Source organism: Stenotrophomonas sp. SI-NJAU-1 (genome assembly GCF_020883215.1).
In the GTDB taxonomy this organism is placed as follows: domain Bacteria; phylum Pseudomonadota; class Gammaproteobacteria; order Xanthomonadales; family Xanthomonadaceae; genus Stenotrophomonas; species Stenotrophomonas indicatrix.
In genome coordinates, this window is sequence record NZ_CP086598.1 from 3,975,639 (window position 1) to 3,990,954 (window position 15,316).

Annotated in this window: 20 protein-coding genes; 11 read left to right on the forward strand and 9 right to left on the reverse strand. The window is 66.9% G+C overall.

Features of this window, described 5'->3' with window-relative positions; translation table 11 throughout:
• The first annotated feature begins 38 nt into the window (after window positions 1-38).
• The gene (locus LMF57_RS18065) at window positions 39-755 is read left to right on the forward strand and encodes a transporter substrate-binding domain-containing protein (RefSeq protein ID WP_229290334.1); all 717 of its coding nucleotides are present in this window, start codon (window positions 39-41) and stop codon (window positions 753-755) included.
• Window positions 756-791: 36 nt separating this feature from the next.
• Here the strand turns inward: LMF57_RS18065 and LMF57_RS18070 are convergent, their stop codons facing one another.
• The gene (locus LMF57_RS18070; RefSeq protein WP_229290335.1) at window positions 792-1,694 is read right to left on the reverse strand and encodes a LysR substrate-binding domain-containing protein; all 903 of its coding nucleotides are present in this window, start codon (window positions 1,692-1,694) and stop codon (window positions 792-794) included.
• Between the two features lie 243 nt (window positions 1,695-1,937).
• A complete protein-coding gene (locus tag LMF57_RS18075; RefSeq protein WP_229290336.1) occupies window positions 1,938-2,492 on the reverse strand; it encodes a GIY-YIG nuclease family protein in 555 nt (184 codons plus the stop codon).
• A gap of 83 nt (window positions 2,493-2,575) precedes the next feature.
• Here LMF57_RS18075 and LMF57_RS18080 point away from each other — a divergent pair, with 83 nt between their 5' ends.
• Both LMF57_RS18080 and LMF57_RS18085 read left to right on the forward strand, forming a co-directional pair.
• Window positions 2,576-3,373 carry a serine hydrolase gene (locus LMF57_RS18080; RefSeq protein WP_229290337.1) on the forward strand — a complete coding sequence of 266 codons (798 nt, stop codon included), beginning with the start codon at window positions 2,576-2,578 and terminating at the stop codon, window positions 3,371-3,373.
• A gap of 69 nt (window positions 3,374-3,442) precedes the next feature.
• Window positions 3,443-3,976: a hypothetical protein gene (locus LMF57_RS18085; RefSeq protein ID WP_229290338.1), complete on the forward strand. Its 534-nt coding sequence runs from the start codon at window positions 3,443-3,445 to the stop codon at window positions 3,974-3,976.
• A 19-nt stretch (window positions 3,977-3,995) separates the two neighbouring features.
• On the opposite strand, the gene LMF57_RS18090 is transcribed toward LMF57_RS18085, so the two are convergent.
• Window positions 3,996-4,598: a TetR/AcrR family transcriptional regulator gene (locus LMF57_RS18090; RefSeq protein ID WP_229290339.1), complete on the reverse strand. Its 603-nt coding sequence runs from the start codon at window positions 4,596-4,598 to the stop codon at window positions 3,996-3,998.
• A gap of 9 nt (window positions 4,599-4,607) precedes the next feature.
• The gene (locus tag LMF57_RS18095) at window positions 4,608-5,204 is read right to left on the reverse strand and encodes an NAD(P)H-dependent oxidoreductase (protein WP_117311545.1); all 597 of its coding nucleotides are present in this window, start codon (window positions 5,202-5,204) and stop codon (window positions 4,608-4,610) included.
• Window positions 5,205-5,394: 190 nt separating this feature from the next.
• Here LMF57_RS18095 and LMF57_RS18100 point away from each other — a divergent pair, with 190 nt between their 5' ends.
• On the forward strand, window positions 5,395-5,796 hold the full coding sequence (locus LMF57_RS18100) for a response regulator (protein ID WP_117311546.1): 402 nt from the start codon (window positions 5,395-5,397) through the stop codon (window positions 5,794-5,796).
• A gap of 11 nt (window positions 5,797-5,807) precedes the next feature.
• Here LMF57_RS18100 and LMF57_RS18105 read toward each other — a convergent pair whose 3' ends face one another.
• Entirely contained in the window at window positions 5,808-6,635 is an 828-nt protein-coding gene (locus LMF57_RS18105) for an isocitrate lyase/phosphoenolpyruvate mutase family protein (RefSeq protein ID WP_229290340.1), read from the reverse strand.
• A gap of 388 nt (window positions 6,636-7,023) precedes the next feature.
• Between LMF57_RS18105 and aroQ the strand changes: the two genes are divergently transcribed.
• The 4 genes from aroQ to accC are packed head-to-tail and all read left to right on the forward strand — an operon-like array spanning window position 7,024 to window position 9,821.
• Window positions 7,024-7,476, forward strand: coding sequence for a type II 3-dehydroquinate dehydratase (gene aroQ, locus LMF57_RS18110; protein WP_117311548.1), 453 nt, complete (start codon window positions 7,024-7,026; stop codon window positions 7,474-7,476).
• Window positions 7,473-7,895 (forward strand): lysozyme inhibitor LprI family protein, encoded by a 423-nt coding sequence (locus LMF57_RS18115; RefSeq protein ID WP_117311549.1) that lies wholly within the window; start codon window positions 7,473-7,475, stop codon window positions 7,893-7,895. Before aroQ ends, LMF57_RS18115 begins: the two co-directional genes overlap by 4 nt.
• Before the next feature lie 54 nt (window positions 7,896-7,949).
• Window positions 7,950-8,441 (forward strand): acetyl-CoA carboxylase biotin carboxyl carrier protein, encoded by a 492-nt coding sequence (gene accB / locus LMF57_RS18120; RefSeq protein WP_025878628.1) that lies wholly within the window; start codon window positions 7,950-7,952, stop codon window positions 8,439-8,441.
• 12 nt (window positions 8,442-8,453) lie between these two features.
• Complete coding sequence (accC, locus tag LMF57_RS18125) at window positions 8,454-9,821, forward strand: acetyl-CoA carboxylase biotin carboxylase subunit (RefSeq protein WP_025878627.1); 1,368 nt, start codon at window positions 8,454-8,456, stop codon at window positions 9,819-9,821.
• Window positions 9,822-9,966: 145 nt separating this feature from the next.
• Here accC and LMF57_RS18130 read toward each other — a convergent pair whose 3' ends face one another.
• Together LMF57_RS18130 and LMF57_RS18135 are read right to left on the reverse strand one after the other, a co-directional pair.
• Window positions 9,967-10,341, reverse strand: coding sequence for a hypothetical protein (locus tag LMF57_RS18130; protein ID WP_093818147.1), 375 nt, complete (start codon window positions 10,339-10,341; stop codon window positions 9,967-9,969).
• A complete protein-coding gene (locus LMF57_RS18135) occupies window positions 10,338-11,303 on the reverse strand; it encodes a hypothetical protein (RefSeq protein WP_117311550.1) in 966 nt (321 codons plus the stop codon). Before LMF57_RS18135 ends, LMF57_RS18130 begins: the two co-directional genes overlap by 4 nt.
• Before the next feature lie 150 nt (window positions 11,304-11,453).
• On the opposite strand from LMF57_RS18135, the gene prmA reads away from it, so the two are divergent.
• The 3 genes from prmA to fis all read left to right on the forward strand — a co-directional run bounded on the left by prmA (window position 11,454) and on the right by fis (window position 13,557).
• Entirely contained in the window at window positions 11,454-12,374 is a 921-nt protein-coding gene (prmA, locus tag LMF57_RS18140; protein WP_025878624.1) for a 50S ribosomal protein L11 methyltransferase, read from the forward strand.
• 42 nt (window positions 12,375-12,416) lie between these two features.
• Window positions 12,417-13,166, forward strand: a complete 750-nt coding sequence (locus tag LMF57_RS18145) for a DUF3426 domain-containing protein (protein ID WP_229290341.1) — start codon at window positions 12,417-12,419, stop codon at window positions 13,164-13,166.
• Between the two features lie 115 nt (window positions 13,167-13,281).
• The gene (gene fis / locus LMF57_RS18150) at window positions 13,282-13,557 is read left to right on the forward strand and encodes a DNA-binding transcriptional regulator Fis (protein ID WP_006397198.1); all 276 of its coding nucleotides are present in this window, start codon (window positions 13,282-13,284) and stop codon (window positions 13,555-13,557) included.
• Window positions 13,558-13,690: 133 nt separating this feature from the next.
• Here fis and LMF57_RS18155 read toward each other — a convergent pair whose 3' ends face one another.
• Window positions 13,691-14,686 (reverse strand): phosphatidate cytidylyltransferase, encoded by a 996-nt coding sequence (locus tag LMF57_RS18155; RefSeq protein WP_025878622.1) that lies wholly within the window; start codon window positions 14,684-14,686, stop codon window positions 13,691-13,693.
• Window positions 14,683-15,312: a lysophospholipid acyltransferase family protein gene (locus LMF57_RS18160; protein ID WP_025878621.1), complete on the reverse strand. Its 630-nt coding sequence runs from the start codon at window positions 15,310-15,312 to the stop codon at window positions 14,683-14,685. The genes LMF57_RS18155 and LMF57_RS18160 overlap by 4 nt, the downstream gene beginning before the upstream one ends.
• Window positions 15,313-15,316: the final 4 nt, after the last annotated feature.

Genomic DNA, 15,316 nt, shown 5'->3' on the forward strand with positions numbered 1-15,316 from the left:
GGCATGCTGGACAGCCTGCCACCGTACTGGAAACGCCCATGTCCCTGGCCGATCACCGTCATGCCCTGGCCCCGTTGGGCCACCTGCGCGTTGCCATCAACCTGGGCAACCCGGTGCTTGCCCAGGGCGACGCCAATTCACCACGTGGGCCGTCGGTGGAACTGGCCACCGCGCTGGCACAGCGGCTGGGTGTGCAGGCACGCTTCAGTTGCCACGACGCGGCCGCATCGGTGGTTGCAGCGGCGAGCGACGATGCATGGGATCTGGCCTTCCTGGCGGTGGACCCGGCACGTGCCGACCGCATTGCCTTCAGCGCGCCGTATGTGGAGATCGAAGGCACCTATCTGGTGCGCGATGACAGTCCAGCACAACGGGTTGTAGACCTTGATCGCAACGGGCTGCGCATCGCGGTGGGACGCGGCGCCGCCTACGATCTGTTCCTCAGCCGTGAGCTGCGGCACGCGACGATTGAACGTGCCGGCACCTCGGCCGCGGCCATCACCCTGTTCGACCAGCAGCGGCTGGATGCAGCAGCCGGCGTACGCCAGCCCCTGCAGGCCTGGGCACAGGCACATCCCGGCCATCGCGTGCTGGCCGATCGCTTCACCGTCATCCAGCAGGCGGTTGCCGCGCCCATCGCACGGCCCGCAGCGGCGTTGCAGGCGCTGTTCGCGGAAGTGCAGGCGATCAAGGCCGGGCCGCTGCTGGGCGAGGCCTTCGCGCGTACCGGGCAGGCAGTCACGCTGTTGCGGTGACGCTCACTCCATGGCGTCGCGCCTGGCCGCGCGGCGTTACCCCGCGTCTGCGGCCTGCATGTGCCGCACATGCTCGGCCGCTTGGGCGTGCAACCATTCGCGGAAGGCCAGGAAACCACGGTGCCGCACCGAGCGCTGCGGATACACCAGCCAATGCGGCCATGCGGTTTTCAGGCGCCGGTCCGACAACGCAACCAACTGGCCGGAATCCAGCAGCAGCCGTGCCCGCGTGACCCGTCCCAGCGCGACACCGACGCCGTCCAGTGCGGCGCGATGGTGAGCTTCGGAATCATCCAGCACCGCCACGTACCGCGCCGGCGGGCGCTGCCCGGTCAGCGCGAACCATGCGCCCCACGCGCCGTCGGGGTCTCCCAGCAGCGGCCACTGTGCCAACGGCAGGTGGCCGATGCCGCCCATGCGCTCGATCAGTGCCGGGCTGGCCATGGGCAGCAGCCATTCGTCGAACAACGGTTCCACCACCAGCCCCGGCCATTGTCCGCTGCCCAGCCGCAGTGCTGCATCGAACTGCAGTTGCCGGTCGAAGTCGATCAGTCGCTCGCTCGACTGCAGATTGATTTCGATCTGCGGATGCGCTGCCACGAAGTTGCCCAGGCGTGGCACCAGCCAGGCGCTGGCCATCGACGGCACGGCGCTGAGGGTGAGCACATGCTCCGATCGCGCGGCGTAGGGCTGGAAGGCTTCGTTGATCGCATCCAGATGAGGGCCCACCTGATCCAGCAGGCGCTGCCCTTCCAGGGTCAAGGCCACACCGCGTGCCTGCCGTATCAGCAGCGGCTGGCCCAGGCGTTCCTCGAGCTGGCGCATCTGATGGCTGAGCGCACTGACCGTCAGGTTCATCGACGCGGCGGCGCGGGACAGGTTGCCCAGGCGTGCGGCAGCGACGAAGCCCTGCAGGGCATGCAGCGGTGGGCGGGACATAAGCCTTGAATTCCTCTCAAGTCGACCTTGCGGAAATGTCGCTTTTTGCACCGCCATGCTGCCCGTATCGTGCATTCCACTCAAGTGGAGCCACGATCATGAACATCTTCAGCGGTCTGTTGTTCCTGCAGGGTCATGTGACCAACGTTGCCCTGGCCCAGCGCCTGGCCAGCCCCGTTCCCGCAGCGCCCGATGCACGCCGGGCACCCCGTCCGGGCAACACCCCGGCCGCCCCGGGCAGTGTCACCACCCGTGCTGCAGGTGCTCGGGCAACCACGGCTGCGGATCGATAGCGAGCGCGCGATACGCATTGATGGCGTCGCGCAGTGCGGCCACGCCGACGGGCGAACGCAGGCTTTCCTCTTCCGGCACCTGCACTGCGGCCCAGTCATGCAGCCGGTCCAGGCGCTGGACCATTGCAGCCCGCAGCCACAACCGCAGCGGATAGGTGTGATAGCCCTGCTGCGCCAGCGCTTGCACAGCCTCGGCCAATGCAGCGTTGGCCCCGCGCACCCATTCGGTGTGCCCACCGGCCTTGTCCTGCACCGTCATCGGTGCCGGCGCACGATGCAGCTTGAAGGGCCGGCGCAACTGCAGTTCCAGGTCACGCGCATCCCGCTCTGATTCCGCCTCGACCAGCGCGCCTGCTTCCAGATCGAAGAACTCGAACCAGCGCCGATGCAGCGCACTGATCCGGCCCAGCGGATCGCGCGAGAAGCCGATCTTCGCGTAGTCCTCCCAGGCACACGGAAAGACATAGGCGAACACGCGGCCATCGATGCGGATGTCGGAATCCATGACCACAGGATCGCGTGGCGGGTATTCGCAGGATGTGCAGGCAATGCCCACGGCATGCGTACTCCGGCTACGCTTGCGCGACCATGCCTTCATCGCACGCCCCTCGCCCGCCCGTGTCATCGATCACGATCGATGCCATCTCGCTCGACATCCTGCAGCAGCAGCACGCGGATCTGCGACGACCACCGGCCTCGCTGACCAAGCTGATGACCGCCTACACCGCGCACGACCTGCTCGCGCAGTCGGGCGGTTCGTGGTCGGACATGATCACCATCGACCCGCGCGACGTACACGAGGTGGCCGACGATGAAACGCGGATGGGCCTGGTGCCCGGCGAAAGCATCGCCCTCGGTAGACTGCTGGAGGGCCTGATGGTGGTCTCCGGCAACGATGCCGCGCTCGCCCTGGCCCGTCACCTGGCCGGATCGCAGGCGGCGTTCGCGCAGCACATGAACGATCACGCGCGAGCGCTGGGCCTGCACGACACGCATTTCATCTCCGCGTCCGGCATCACCACTGCGGGCCATCTGTCGACCGCACGCGACATGGCGATGCTCGCCGCGCACCTGCTCGCCAGCTACCCTGATCTGCTGGCGATCACCGCACAGCGCAGCTTCGTGCACCACACCCTGCACAAGGCCAACCAGAACGCCCTGCTGGGCGAAGACGGCGTGGATGGTTTGAAGACCGGTTACACACAGGCGGCCGGCTTCTGCCTGGCCGCTACCGCCCGTCGCAGGTGCGCTGGGCACGCCCTGCCACTGCGCCTGATCACCGTGGTGCTGGGTGCAGATTCCCGTGCGTCGCGCGATGAGCAGGTGCGTGCGCAGCTTGATGCAGGCTTCGCCAGCGCCGGAATGGCCGACGCCCAACGCGCGTGACCGGCAGGCTGGGCAGACACCACGGGCAATGCGCTCTATAGTCCAGCGCCCGAAGGAGTACCCCCACCGATGGATCGACGACTGTTGTGCTGGATGCTTGCGCTGTCCTGCATGTTCGCCGCTGCAATCACCCATGCCGGCGAACTCAGCCCTGCCGAGACCGACGCGCTGCAGCAGGATCTGCGTTCTCTGCTGTCCACCTTCGCGCGTGGCGATACCGATGCCATGATCGAGCGCACGCATCCGAGCGTGAAGCGTTTCGCTGGCGGCGACGCGACGTATGCAAAGGCCGCGCGCGATGCGATGAAGGCACTCGGCGACATGGGCCTGAAGGTCATCAGCGATGAGGTCGGCGAACCGACCCGTACCTACGCTGCCGGCGACGAAGAAGTCTGCTTCGTGCCGCGGACCACGGTATTCACCGCCGACGCACAGACAGTGAAAAGCCTCACCTTCATGGTCGCCATCCGGCCGGCAGGGGGGACGCAGTGGCGCTACATCGATGGTGCCGCCATGCAGGCAATGCCGGAGCTGCTGCGACAGCTGTTGCCGGACCTGCCGCGTGACGTGCCACTGCCATCAGTCAGCGTCGAGCAACTCTAGGCCGCTTCGCCCACACGATTCAGCTGCCACGCTTGACGATGGCGACGATCACGCGCTCCAGCTCGGCCTCGGCAGCCGCGTGTTCCACCGCACCGGCCGCAACCGCTTCAGACAGGGTTTCGGCGGCACCGAGAATGGCCCACAGCCCGGTAGCCGGCACGGCCTCGCCTACTGCGAACGGGCCCAGCCACTGCGCGCACTTGTCGATGAAATCCTGCTGATAGCAACGGCGTACCGCACGCAGTTCCGGTGATCCGGCCAGCGCGGCGAGAATGTCCTGGATCTCGCTGCCCTGCGACAGCACACAATCGATGTAGCCCGACGCGATGGCACGCGCGCGATCCTTCAACCGGGCCTTCGCACTGCCGATGCGCTCGTCGAAGACCACCGTCTGCTTCTGGTCATAGTCGGCATACAGCGCGGCCAGCAGGCCGTTGCGGGTTTCGAAGTGGTCGTAGGCCAGCGGCTTGGTCACACCGGCCGCCTCGGCCAAGCGGGCCAGGGTCAGCGCATCGGTGCCCTCTTCGCCAACCAGCGCCCACGCCACGTCCAGCAGCTGCCGGGCGCGCTGTTCACGGGTCAGGCGGCGACGGGGCTCGGGCGCGGCAGGTCTGGAAGGCAAGGGAGATCGTCAGGGCGCGGGGGTTCCGATCTTACGTCCGATGTCCACTGCCGTCTGCAGATGCGCTTCGGCCATGCCGCTGTCGGCGTCCAGCAGCAGCGTGGAGGACAGCACCGGCGCCCCGCAGTAGTCGAAGATGCCCTGGTCGATCTGGGTCTTCATCGCCGCGCCATAGCCACGCCGGTCGATCATCTGCTGGCCCGCGCCGCCCAACCCGACCAGATGCACCTGCAGCCGCTGCAGCTTTTTTTCCACCTTGCCGTCGGCACCTTCGTCATAGGCCCAGCCCTGGGTGAAGACACGGTCGATCCATCCCTTCAGCAGCGCCGGGAACGACCACCAGTAGAGCGGGTAGACCAGCACCAGCGCATCGGCCGCATCCAGCCGGGCGTGCTCGGCGGCGACATCGGCCGGCAGCGTTGTGGTCCTGCGGAAGAACGCGTGGTCCTGGGCGCTGAAACGTGGATCGAAGCCTTCGGCCATCAGATCCACCGAGGTGACCGTATTGCCGGCATCGGCGTTGACGATGGCCTCACCGATCCGTGCAGCGACGGCGTGGGTGAGCGAGGCCGGTTCAGGATGTGCAACGACAATATGGGTATGCATGATGGGGCTCTGCTGTTCGCTAGTTACCAATGGTAACTACGATTGCAGCCGGCACCAGCACCATCGGTGGAATGCTGTTGCGCGCTGCGGTCGCTGTTGTGCACATCACAGCCACACTAGGCTGCCACGGCCTTGATGCCGGTAAGCGGATGCTTGCCGGACCAACGCAGCATTCGCACGACAACACACCATGCAGAGCAACAACGAACGACCCGCACCACTACCCCGCCTGCTCCTTGTGGAAGACCAGCTCGATCTGGCAGATCTGATGGAACAGGCCCTGACCGACGAAGGCAACGAAATCGCCCACGCCAACAGCGTTTTCGAGGCATTGGGCATGCTCGACACTGGCCACTTCGATGGCGCCGTGCTGGACGTGGAACTTCGTGATGGCGTGGTATTTCCTGTGGCCGATCGGCTGCTCGAACTGGGCATCCCCTACCTTTTCGCTTCAGCGGTATATGACCAGCTGGTACCGGTCAGGCATCGGCGCGCGCCCTTCCTGGCCAAACCCTTCCATGTGCAGGGCCTGCAGCGCGCGGTGCGCGAAGCACTCGGCAGGACGGCCGCCCCGCCGACGCCGCCGCACTAGCCTGCACGCACCTACGGCTTGAACAACCCGTTGAGCTCGGCACCGGACGGGGTGGCCGGCAGCGCATCGAATGATCCACTGGCAAGCATCTGCCGGGAGGCGTCGAGAAAGCCGGACCACGCGCTGCGGGCCAGCGCACCGCCGACACTGACCCGGCGCACGCCCAGGCTGGCGGCCTGCTGCAGCGTCATCACGCCGGGCGCACCGATCAGCAGGTTGACCGGCTTGCCACCGGCGGCCTCCACCACGGCGCGGATCTGCTCTGCGGTCCGGATGCCGGGCGCATACAGACAGTCGGCACCCGCCTGCGCGTAGGCGCGGATGCGGGCCAATGTATCGTCCAGATCAGGGCGGCCGACGAAGAAGTTTTCCGCGCGCCCCACCAGCATCACATCGTGCCCGCTGTCATCGATGGCGCGCCGCGCGGCCTGCAGCCGGGCCACGCTGTCTTCGATGCTGCGCAGCGGATGCTCCGCATCGCCGCTGGAATCCTCGATCGACAGGCCGGCCACACCGGTAGCGATCGCCATCGACACGCTTTCGTGCACCGCCTCCGGGCTGCGGCCAAAACCATCTCCGAAGTCGGCGTTCACCGGTAGATCGGTCGCCGCCACCATCGCGTGCAGGTGGGCCAGAATCTCGCTGCGGCCCATCGCCCCGTCAGGCTGCCCGTGGGCCCAGGCATGGCCGGAACTGGTGGTAGCCAGTGCCTGGGCACCCAGTCGCGCCAACGCCACCGCACTGCCCACGTCCCATGGATTGGGCAGCAGGAAGCAACCGGAGGCATGAAGCGCCCTGAAGGCGGCACGGCGGTTTCGGATGGCGTCGGCACTCATCACGGACTCCTGATGGAAACATTCTCCCCGGCCGCTGCCCGCGCAGTGGTCACCTGGCAGCGGGCTTCACGGCGGCGCGACCCGGTCCCACTGTCTTCTGCGGGGGCAGGCTCTGCAACATCGTCCTGTGCAGCGTCCCCACCACGACAGCACGGCGCCCGGCCAGATGGGGCCACCGGGTGCGGAAAGCCGCGAACGCCGAGGGGATGCTGGGCATGCGCGCTTCCCACTATCTACTATCTATAGGAAGCGTCCCCGCTTCCGTACCCCATGCAACCACGCGGAAGACCGCGTCTTTCAAACGATCGCTTTAAACACCACTAATTTCGCCGAACTGGACAGCATCCTCAGCTTCCGCCAGACTGCCGCCCTTTCCCGTCAATCGGATCCCATGGCGAAGCTGCTGGTCCTGCATGGCCCCAACCTCAACCTGCTCGGCAGCCGCGAGCCGGAGGTCTACGGCCACACCACGCTGGCCGACATCGACCAGGCGCTGGCCGCCCAGGCCGCTGCCGCAGGTCATGTGCTGGAGAGCCTGCAGTCCAACGCCGAGCACGTGCTGGTGGATCGCGTTCAGGCCGCACGCACCGACGGAACCGCCTTCATCCTGATCAACCCGGCCGCCTTCACCCATACCTCGGTTGCCCTGCGCGATGCGCTGGCGGCGGTGGCGGTGCCGTTCATCGAGATCCACCTGTCCAACCCGCATACCCGCGAGCCCTTCCGCCAGCACAGCTATTTCAGCGACAAGGCGGTAGGCGTGGTGTGTGGCTTCGGTGCCGACAGCTACCGCTATGCGATGGATGCGGCCTTGGCGCGCGTGCAGGCTGCCGCCGCATCATGAACCTGTCGCGCGTCCTCGCCAGCGTTGTGCTGTGGGCCGGCCTGTGCGGCGCTGCCAGCGCGCTCGACCGCAATGACGAAGGCATCGACTGCGCGCACCCGACCACCACGATGGAGAGCGACCTGTGCGCCTCGGACGTGGCGGCGGCTGCCGACGTCGAACTCAACACCGTATACGCACAGGCGCGCCGGCAGCTGCGTACGCCGGCCAACGGCGGCGGTTGCAGCTACTGCGGCGACGCCGAGCAGCAGCTGGTGCTGGCCCAGCGCGCGTGGATGCAGCTGCGCGACCACGACTGCCAGGCGGTATATGCCCTCAACTCCGACGGCACCGCGCGCAACGGCGCACAGATGCGCTGCCTGATCACCCTCGCGCGCGACCGCACCCGGCAGCTGCGCGACTTCTACGAACTGCTTTGACCCGAGCGCAACGCGCTTCCCACCACACTGACATCAAAGAGCAAAGAGGCCACCATGGATCTCCGCAAAATCAAGAAGCTGATCGACCTGCTGGAAGAGTCGAACCTGGCTGAAATCGAAATCAAGGAAGGCGAAGAGTCGGTGCGCCTGTCGCGCGCTCCGGTGTCCGGCTACGGCATGATGCAGGCCCCGCCGCAGATGATGATGGCCGCTCCGGCCGCTGCCCAGCCGGCCACCCCGGCCATGCCGATGCAGTCGCCGACCGAAGCCTCCACCGGCGGCACCGCCAAGCCGGGCAACGCGCTGCCGGAAGGCCACGTGCTGCGCTCGCCGATGGTCGGCACCTTCTACGCCTCGTCCGCACCGGACAAGCCGGCGTTCGTCAGCATCGGCCAGCAGGTCAAGGCCGGCGAGACCCTGGCCATCATCGAAGCGATGAAGATGTTCAACCCGATCGAAGCCGATGCGTCGGGCACCATCGTCGCCATCCTCGGCGAGAACGGCCAGCCGGTGGAATTCGACCAGCCGCTGTTCGTGATCGGCTAAGGGGCGGCTGCCATGCTCGACAAAGTCGTCATCGCCAACCGAGGGGAAATCGCGCTGCGCATCCTGCGCGCGTGCAACACCCTGGGCATCCGCACGGTGGCCGTGCACTCCACGGTCGACCGCAATCTCAAGCACGTGGCCATGGCCGATGAATCGGTCTGCATCGGCCCGGCGGCGTCGGCGGAAAGCTACCTCAACATCCCGGCATTGATCGCCGCGGCCGAGGTCACCGACGCCCAGGCCATCCACCCCGGTTATGGCTTCCTGTCCGAGAACGCCAACTTCGCCGAGCGCGTGGAAGAGTCCGGCTTCATCTTCATCGGCCCGAAGGCAGACACCATCCGCCTGATGGGCGACAAGGTCGAAGCGATCCGTGCCATGAAGTCGGCCGGCGTGCCGTGCGTGCCCGGTTCGGGCGGCCCGCTCGGCGACGACATCGTCGCCAACACCAAGATCGCCCGTGAGATCGGCTACCCGGTCATCATCAAGGCGGCCGGCGGCGGCGGTGGCCGTGGCATGCGCGTGGTACACGCCGAAGCCTCGCTGAAGACCTCCATCGAGACCACCAAGAGCGAGGCCAAGGCCGCGTTCGGCAATGGCGAGGTCTACATGGAGAAGTTCCTGGAGAACCCGCGCCACGTGGAGATCCAGGTGCTGGCCGACGGCCAGGGCAACGCCATCCATCTCGGCGAGCGCGACTGCTCGATGCAGCGTCGTCACCAGAAGGTGGTCGAGGAAGCGCCGGCACCGGGCATCACCGCCGAGCAGCGCGAGCAGATCGGCAAGGTGTGCGTGGAAGCCTGCATCCGCATCGGCTACCGCGGCGCCGGTACCTTCGAGTTCCTGTATGAAGACGGCCGCTTCTACTTCATCGAAATGAACACCCGCATCCAGGTGGAACATCCGGTCACCGAGATGGTCACCGGTATCGACCTGGTCGCCGAACAGCTGAAGATCGCTGCCGGCCAGAAGCTGTCGATCAAGCAGAGCGATGTGGTGCTGACCGGTCACGCGATCGAGTGCCGCATCAACGCCGAAGATGCCGAAACCTTCGTGCCGAGCCCGGGCACCATCACCGGCTTCCACGCGCCGGGCGGCCCCGGCGTACGCGTCGATACCCACATCTACAGTGGCTACCGCGTGCCGTCGAACTACGACTCGATGATCGGCAAGCTGATCGTGCACGGTCCGGACCGCGAGACCGCCATCGCCCGCATGCGGGTGGCGCTGAGCGAGATGGTGGTCGATGGCATCAAGACCAACATCGCCCTGCAGCAGCGGATCATGCGTGACAAGGGCTTCCAGGCCGGTGGCCAGAACATCCACTACCTGGAAAAGCGCCTTGCCGAACGCAAGAGCAAGCCGATCGCGTTGACCTGACCGGCAGAGCGCCATCGCCGGACACGAAAAGGGCGGGGATTTCCCCGCCCTTTTTGCGTTTTTACGGCAGCGCCGGGCCATTCCCGGCGGCCTTCTATCGCCACCGCCCACCCGCCGGGCATGGGCCGGCGCTACCGGCGTGGCGTCAGCGCGCGTCGGCCGCGGTCGCCGGAATCTGCGAATTCGGCAAAGGGCGCACGCCGTTCGGCGAGGTCGGATCGACGATCACCATGGTCTCGCTGGAGCCATCGGGCCACACCACCTGGAAGGTGCTGCCGGCCGGCAACGACGAGAACGGCACGCCACTCTGCGCGCGGTACACGGCGGCGACCTGGCTGGCACCGGCACGGCGCACATCTTCCTGCGCCTTCACCGAGGTCAGTTCCACCTTCGACAGATGCCGGTAACGGTCCTCGTAGGTGTCGATCATCAGCAAGCCCACGGCACCGGCCGAGTACGCCACGAACAACACCACCCAGAACCAGAACTTGGCCCCATGCAGGAATCGACGGTAGTTCATCGTCCGTCCCTCGTTCCAATCAATCGCTTGATCCATTCCTTCATTTTCCCCGCACCTTGCCGCGAAACCGCGGCGTCATACACAAAATCACGGAAGTCCTGCGTCCCATCCGGCGAACAGATCCCTCCATTCGCACAAAAACTGTTGACCAGCACGCTGTCGGCCCCACAGGGAAGACCGAGTTCGCAGGCCGCAACCCGCCATGCCAGTTCACTGAGCTGTTCACCGGCAACCATCCCGACCAGCGCCTTGTCGCCGGCCGCGCGCAGTCCCATGCCCGGCGCCAGCGCCATATAGGCCTCCGGATCGCGCGAGGTACGCACGCGCTCGACCAGATCACGACGGTACTGTTCGTCCTCCTGCAGCGGCTCACCTTCGGCAAACAGTGCCGCTTCGGCCGCCAGGTTGCCCTGCTGGGCCGCACGACGGCGCTCGCCGATCACCAGTGCCGGCCCCAGCTTGTCGCCGGGCACGAAGCCACCGCAACGCTGCGCCACCCGTTCGCGCGCCTCCACCATCTCCGGCGCTGCACTCAGGCCGAGGCCGGACAGCACGTTGTTGTCCAGCCGGTAGCCGCCCGGGTCAACGGCGTACTGCGCGCAGTAGTCGTAGACCCGGCTGAGCATCCAGCGCGCCTCGTGGTTGCCCTGGTCGGCCTGCACGCGCAGGCGCTGTGCGTAGGCGTACAGATCAGTGGCACTTTCGATGTCGGCGCGGATATCCAGCGGCAGGCCCGACGGCAGCGCGGTGCCACGTTCGAAAGCCGCGAGGCGGCGTGCCAGCGCTTCGGGCATCACCGGTGCCAGCGCGCCCTGTGCATCGCCGGCCTGGGTGGCCAGCGGCACGTCGACATGCGCGTCCATGGCCCGACTGTGGCCGTTGGCCCGATAACCGGCCACGCCCAGCACGGCCACGGCCGGCAGGACGAGCAACCAGGTTTTCAGGGTCGGGGCGAAAGCCATCGGCAACGGTCGGCGGTACGGCGCACAGGAAAGCGCCGAGTTTAGCAAGGCCCGTGAGGCCTGTCTGAACCGGTTTCGTTCATCTCAAGGCATACGGAGACGCCCCGATGGTCTAGCATGGCCCCCTTTCCCGCGATTGCCCTCACCGCCATGCCGTTCCTGGAACTGACCCTGCGTTGTACCGAAGCCACCCAGCCCCGTTATGAGAATGCGCTGGAGGATGTGGGCGCGCTGGCGGTGACCCTGCTTGATGCCGAAGCCGACACCAGCAACGAGCAGGCCATCCTCGAACCCGGCGTGGGCGAGACCCCGCTGTGGGACACCCTGGTGCTCAGCGCGCTGTTCCCGGCCGACAGCAACGCCTTGCTGCTGCTGGCCGCGCTGGAAGCGTTCGACCCGGAGCTGGACTGGAGCAACGGCAGCTTCCGCGCCGTGGAAGACGAAGACTGGGAGCGCGCGTGGCTGGACCAGTTCCAGCCGATGGACTTCGGCAGCCGTACCTGGATCGTGCCGTGGAACCACGAGCTGCCGGAAGCCGCGCAGGCCACCGACGCCGCCATCGTGCGCCTCGACCCGGGCCTGGCCTTCGGCTCGGGCACCCACCCGACCACCGCGCTGTGCCTGCGCTGGCTGGACCAGTTGGCCGTTGATGGCCAGCTGCAGGGCCAGCGCGTGCTCGACTTCGGCTGTGGTTCGGGCATTCTCGCCCTGGCCGCGCTGAAGCTCGGTGCCGCCCAGGCCATCGGCGTGGACAACGACCCGCAGGCGCTGATCGCCACCGCCGACAATGCCGAACGCAACGGCGAACAGGCACGCATGCAGGTGTACCTGCCGCAGGACGAACCGGTCGCCACCTACCCGATCGTGGTCGCCAACATCCTGGCCTCCGCGCTGGATGCACTGGCCGAACTGCTGGCCGCCCGTGTCGCCAGCGGTGGTCGCATCGCCCTGTCGGGCATCCTGCATGGCCAGGAAGACGAACTGCTGCAGCGCTATGCGGCGTGGTTCGACGACCTGCAGGCCACCCAGGATGGCGACTGGATGCGCATCACCGGCGTACGCCGCGCCTGATCGTGGTTGAATGACCGCTGGATCCGAGCCCGCGCCCTGAGCATGTCCGAGCCGAACCCACCGCGCCGTCCCCTGGCCACGTTCCTGCGCACCGCGCCGGGACGTGATGCCGCGCCTGAAGCCACGGAACCGCGCGAACCGGGGCCGAGCGATGCAGCGCCGGTGATCGAGGACATCGACCCGGCAACGGACATCGTGGCGGCAACCGAAACAGAACCGGTGGCCGCCGCTGATCCAATCATCGAGCCGGACTTCACTGCCAGACCCGGCATCGTTGTCACCGCCGCCGATGCGCCCAGCTTCCTTGGCGTGCGCCCGCGGGCGCTGCCCACCCCTCGCTGGCATTGGCTGCTGGTGGCCGCGCTGGCGCTGCTGCTGTTGCTGCAGAGCGTGCTTGCCGACCGTGCACGGCTGGCCGCCGATGCCGGTACCCGGCCGTGGATCAGTGCGCTGTGCAGCGTGCTGCGCTGCGAGCTGCCCGCTTGGCGCGAGCCCACTGCATTGACCATGACCAGCCGTGAAATCCGCCCGTTGCCGGCCCAGCCCGGCGTGCTGCAGATCCAGGCCAGCATCCGCAACGACGCGCGCTGGCCGCAGGCCTGGCCGGACCTGCGCCTGTCGCTGTCCGATGCCGATGGTCGTGTGATCGGCACCGGCGTGTTCGCACCAGCGCAGTACCTCGGCGAAAACCCGGGCGCGGCCCCTCTGGAACCGGGCCAAAGCGCACGCATCGCCTTCCGCGTGCAGGAGCCCGCCGCATCCACGGTCGCATTCACCTTCGAGTTCCTTTGACCTGGGCCTGACCGTCCGGCCGTGGCAGGCCGGGCACGCTCGCGCTAGACTGACCGCCATCACCTCATCCGGTCCGGCGCCCCGCGTGCATGGACCAACCAGATCGGGAACCCCCTTGAACGCTGTCCTTTCTCGTCCTGACAACAGTCGTGGCGCTGCCCGGCCACCGCTGCGCGAACATGTGGCCCAGTCCGTGCGCCGTTACCTGCGCGACCTCGATGGCTGCGATGCGGACGATGTCTACGAGATCGTACTGCGCGAGATGGAGATTCCACTGTTCGTGGAAGTGCTCAACCACTGCGAAGGCAACCAGAGCCGCGCAGCGGCGATGCTGGGCATCCACCGCGCCACCCTGCGCAAGAAGCTGAAGGAATACGGCATCAGCGCGTAAACGCAGCAGGGGTAATGCCGGCCGCTGGCAGGCAACCGCAACACGCTGTCATCGTTCATGGGGTTGCCGGCCAGCGGCCGGCACTACCGGCTCTGGTAGATCCACGCCATGCGTGGATGGCCCGCCGGCGGAATCACCCGCCACCTCCCGCCTTCCAGTAGTAACGCACCACGTGGAAGAACACCGGGGCGGCGAAGCACACTGAATCCAGCCGATCGAGCATGCCGCCATGGCCCTCGATCATGTTGCCCCAGTCCTTGATGCCGCGGTCGCGCTTGATCGCCGACATCACCAGGCCGCCCCAGAACCCCATCAGGTTGATCAGCAGCGACAGGCCGAACGCCTGCAGCGGCGTGAACGGGGTGATCCACCAGAGCGCGGCGCCCAACGCGCTGGCACAGAGCACGCCGCCCACGAAGCCTTCCACCGTCTTCGACGGCGACAGCTTCGGCGCGATCAGGTGCTTGCCCAGCAGCTTGCCCCAGATGTACTGCAGCACGTCCGACGACTGCACTACGATCACCAGGAAGGCGAACAGCAGCACGTTGCGCGCCGGATCGTAGCCCGGCACTCGCAGGTTCAGCAGCAGCGGCACGTGCGAGATGCAGAACACGCAGATCATCAGGCCCCACTGCACCTTCGACGTGCGCTCCAGGTAGTGGGTGGTGTCACCACCGATGGTGGCCAGGATCGGCAGGAACAGGAACGCGTACACCGGGATCAACAGCGTGTACATGCCATACCAGTCGATCCACACCAGGTAGTACTGCCACGGCAGCACGATGTAGAACGCGGCCAGCAACGCGTAGTAGTCACCTGATCGTGTTGGCGCCAGGGTGATGAATTCGCGCAGTGCGAACAGCGAGATGATGGCGAACAGCACGATCACTCCGGCGCGCCCGAAGAACAGCGCCAGCCCGACCACGATGGCCATCACCCACCACGCGCGGATGCGCGAGACCAGGTTGGCGATCACCGCGCTGGGCTGTCCACGCTGGCGCCAGCGCAGGGTTTCGGACACCAGCGTGGCCAGCACCAACACCGCGCCTACGCCCGCGAACAGCAGCCCTGTCTGCTGGCCCACGCTGCGCGCGGCAAGATCGCCGGACACATCGATCATGAAGCTCATGCACGGCCTCCGTTCGGGGCCAAGGCCAGCAGCGCCTGCCGGCTGCGTGCCAGGAACGCCGCCTTGTCCTCATCGGCCTGCAGCCGCAGCGGCGTACCGAAGGTTGCCGTGCACAGCAGCGGCAGCGGCAGGAAACGCCCTTTCGGCATCACCCGCTTGAGGTTGTCGATCCACACCGGTACGAACTCCAGCTCCGGGCGTTGCCGGGCCAGGTGGTAGATGCCGCTCTTGAACGGCAGCAGCGGCTCATCACCGATGTTGCGCGTGCCTTCCGGGAACAGGATCAACGAACAGCCCTCGTCCACCGCGTCACGCAGCACCTGCAGCGGATCCTGGTGGCGGTTGCCGGCCTCGCGTTCGACCAGCACGCCATTGAACACCGCGTCGATCAGGTAGCGACGCAGGCCATCGCGCTGCCAGTACTCGGCGGCGGCGACCGGCCGCACCTGGCGCCGCAGCGCCGGCGGCATCGACGACCAGATCAGCACGAAATCACCATGACTGGCATGGTTGCCGTAGTACACGCGGTGCTCGCTGGACGGCGCGCAGCCGACCCACAGCGCGCGTGCGCCGGTCACCACATGGATGGCCGCGCTGCAGGCGCGGGCGATCAGTTCAGCGAACATTGGC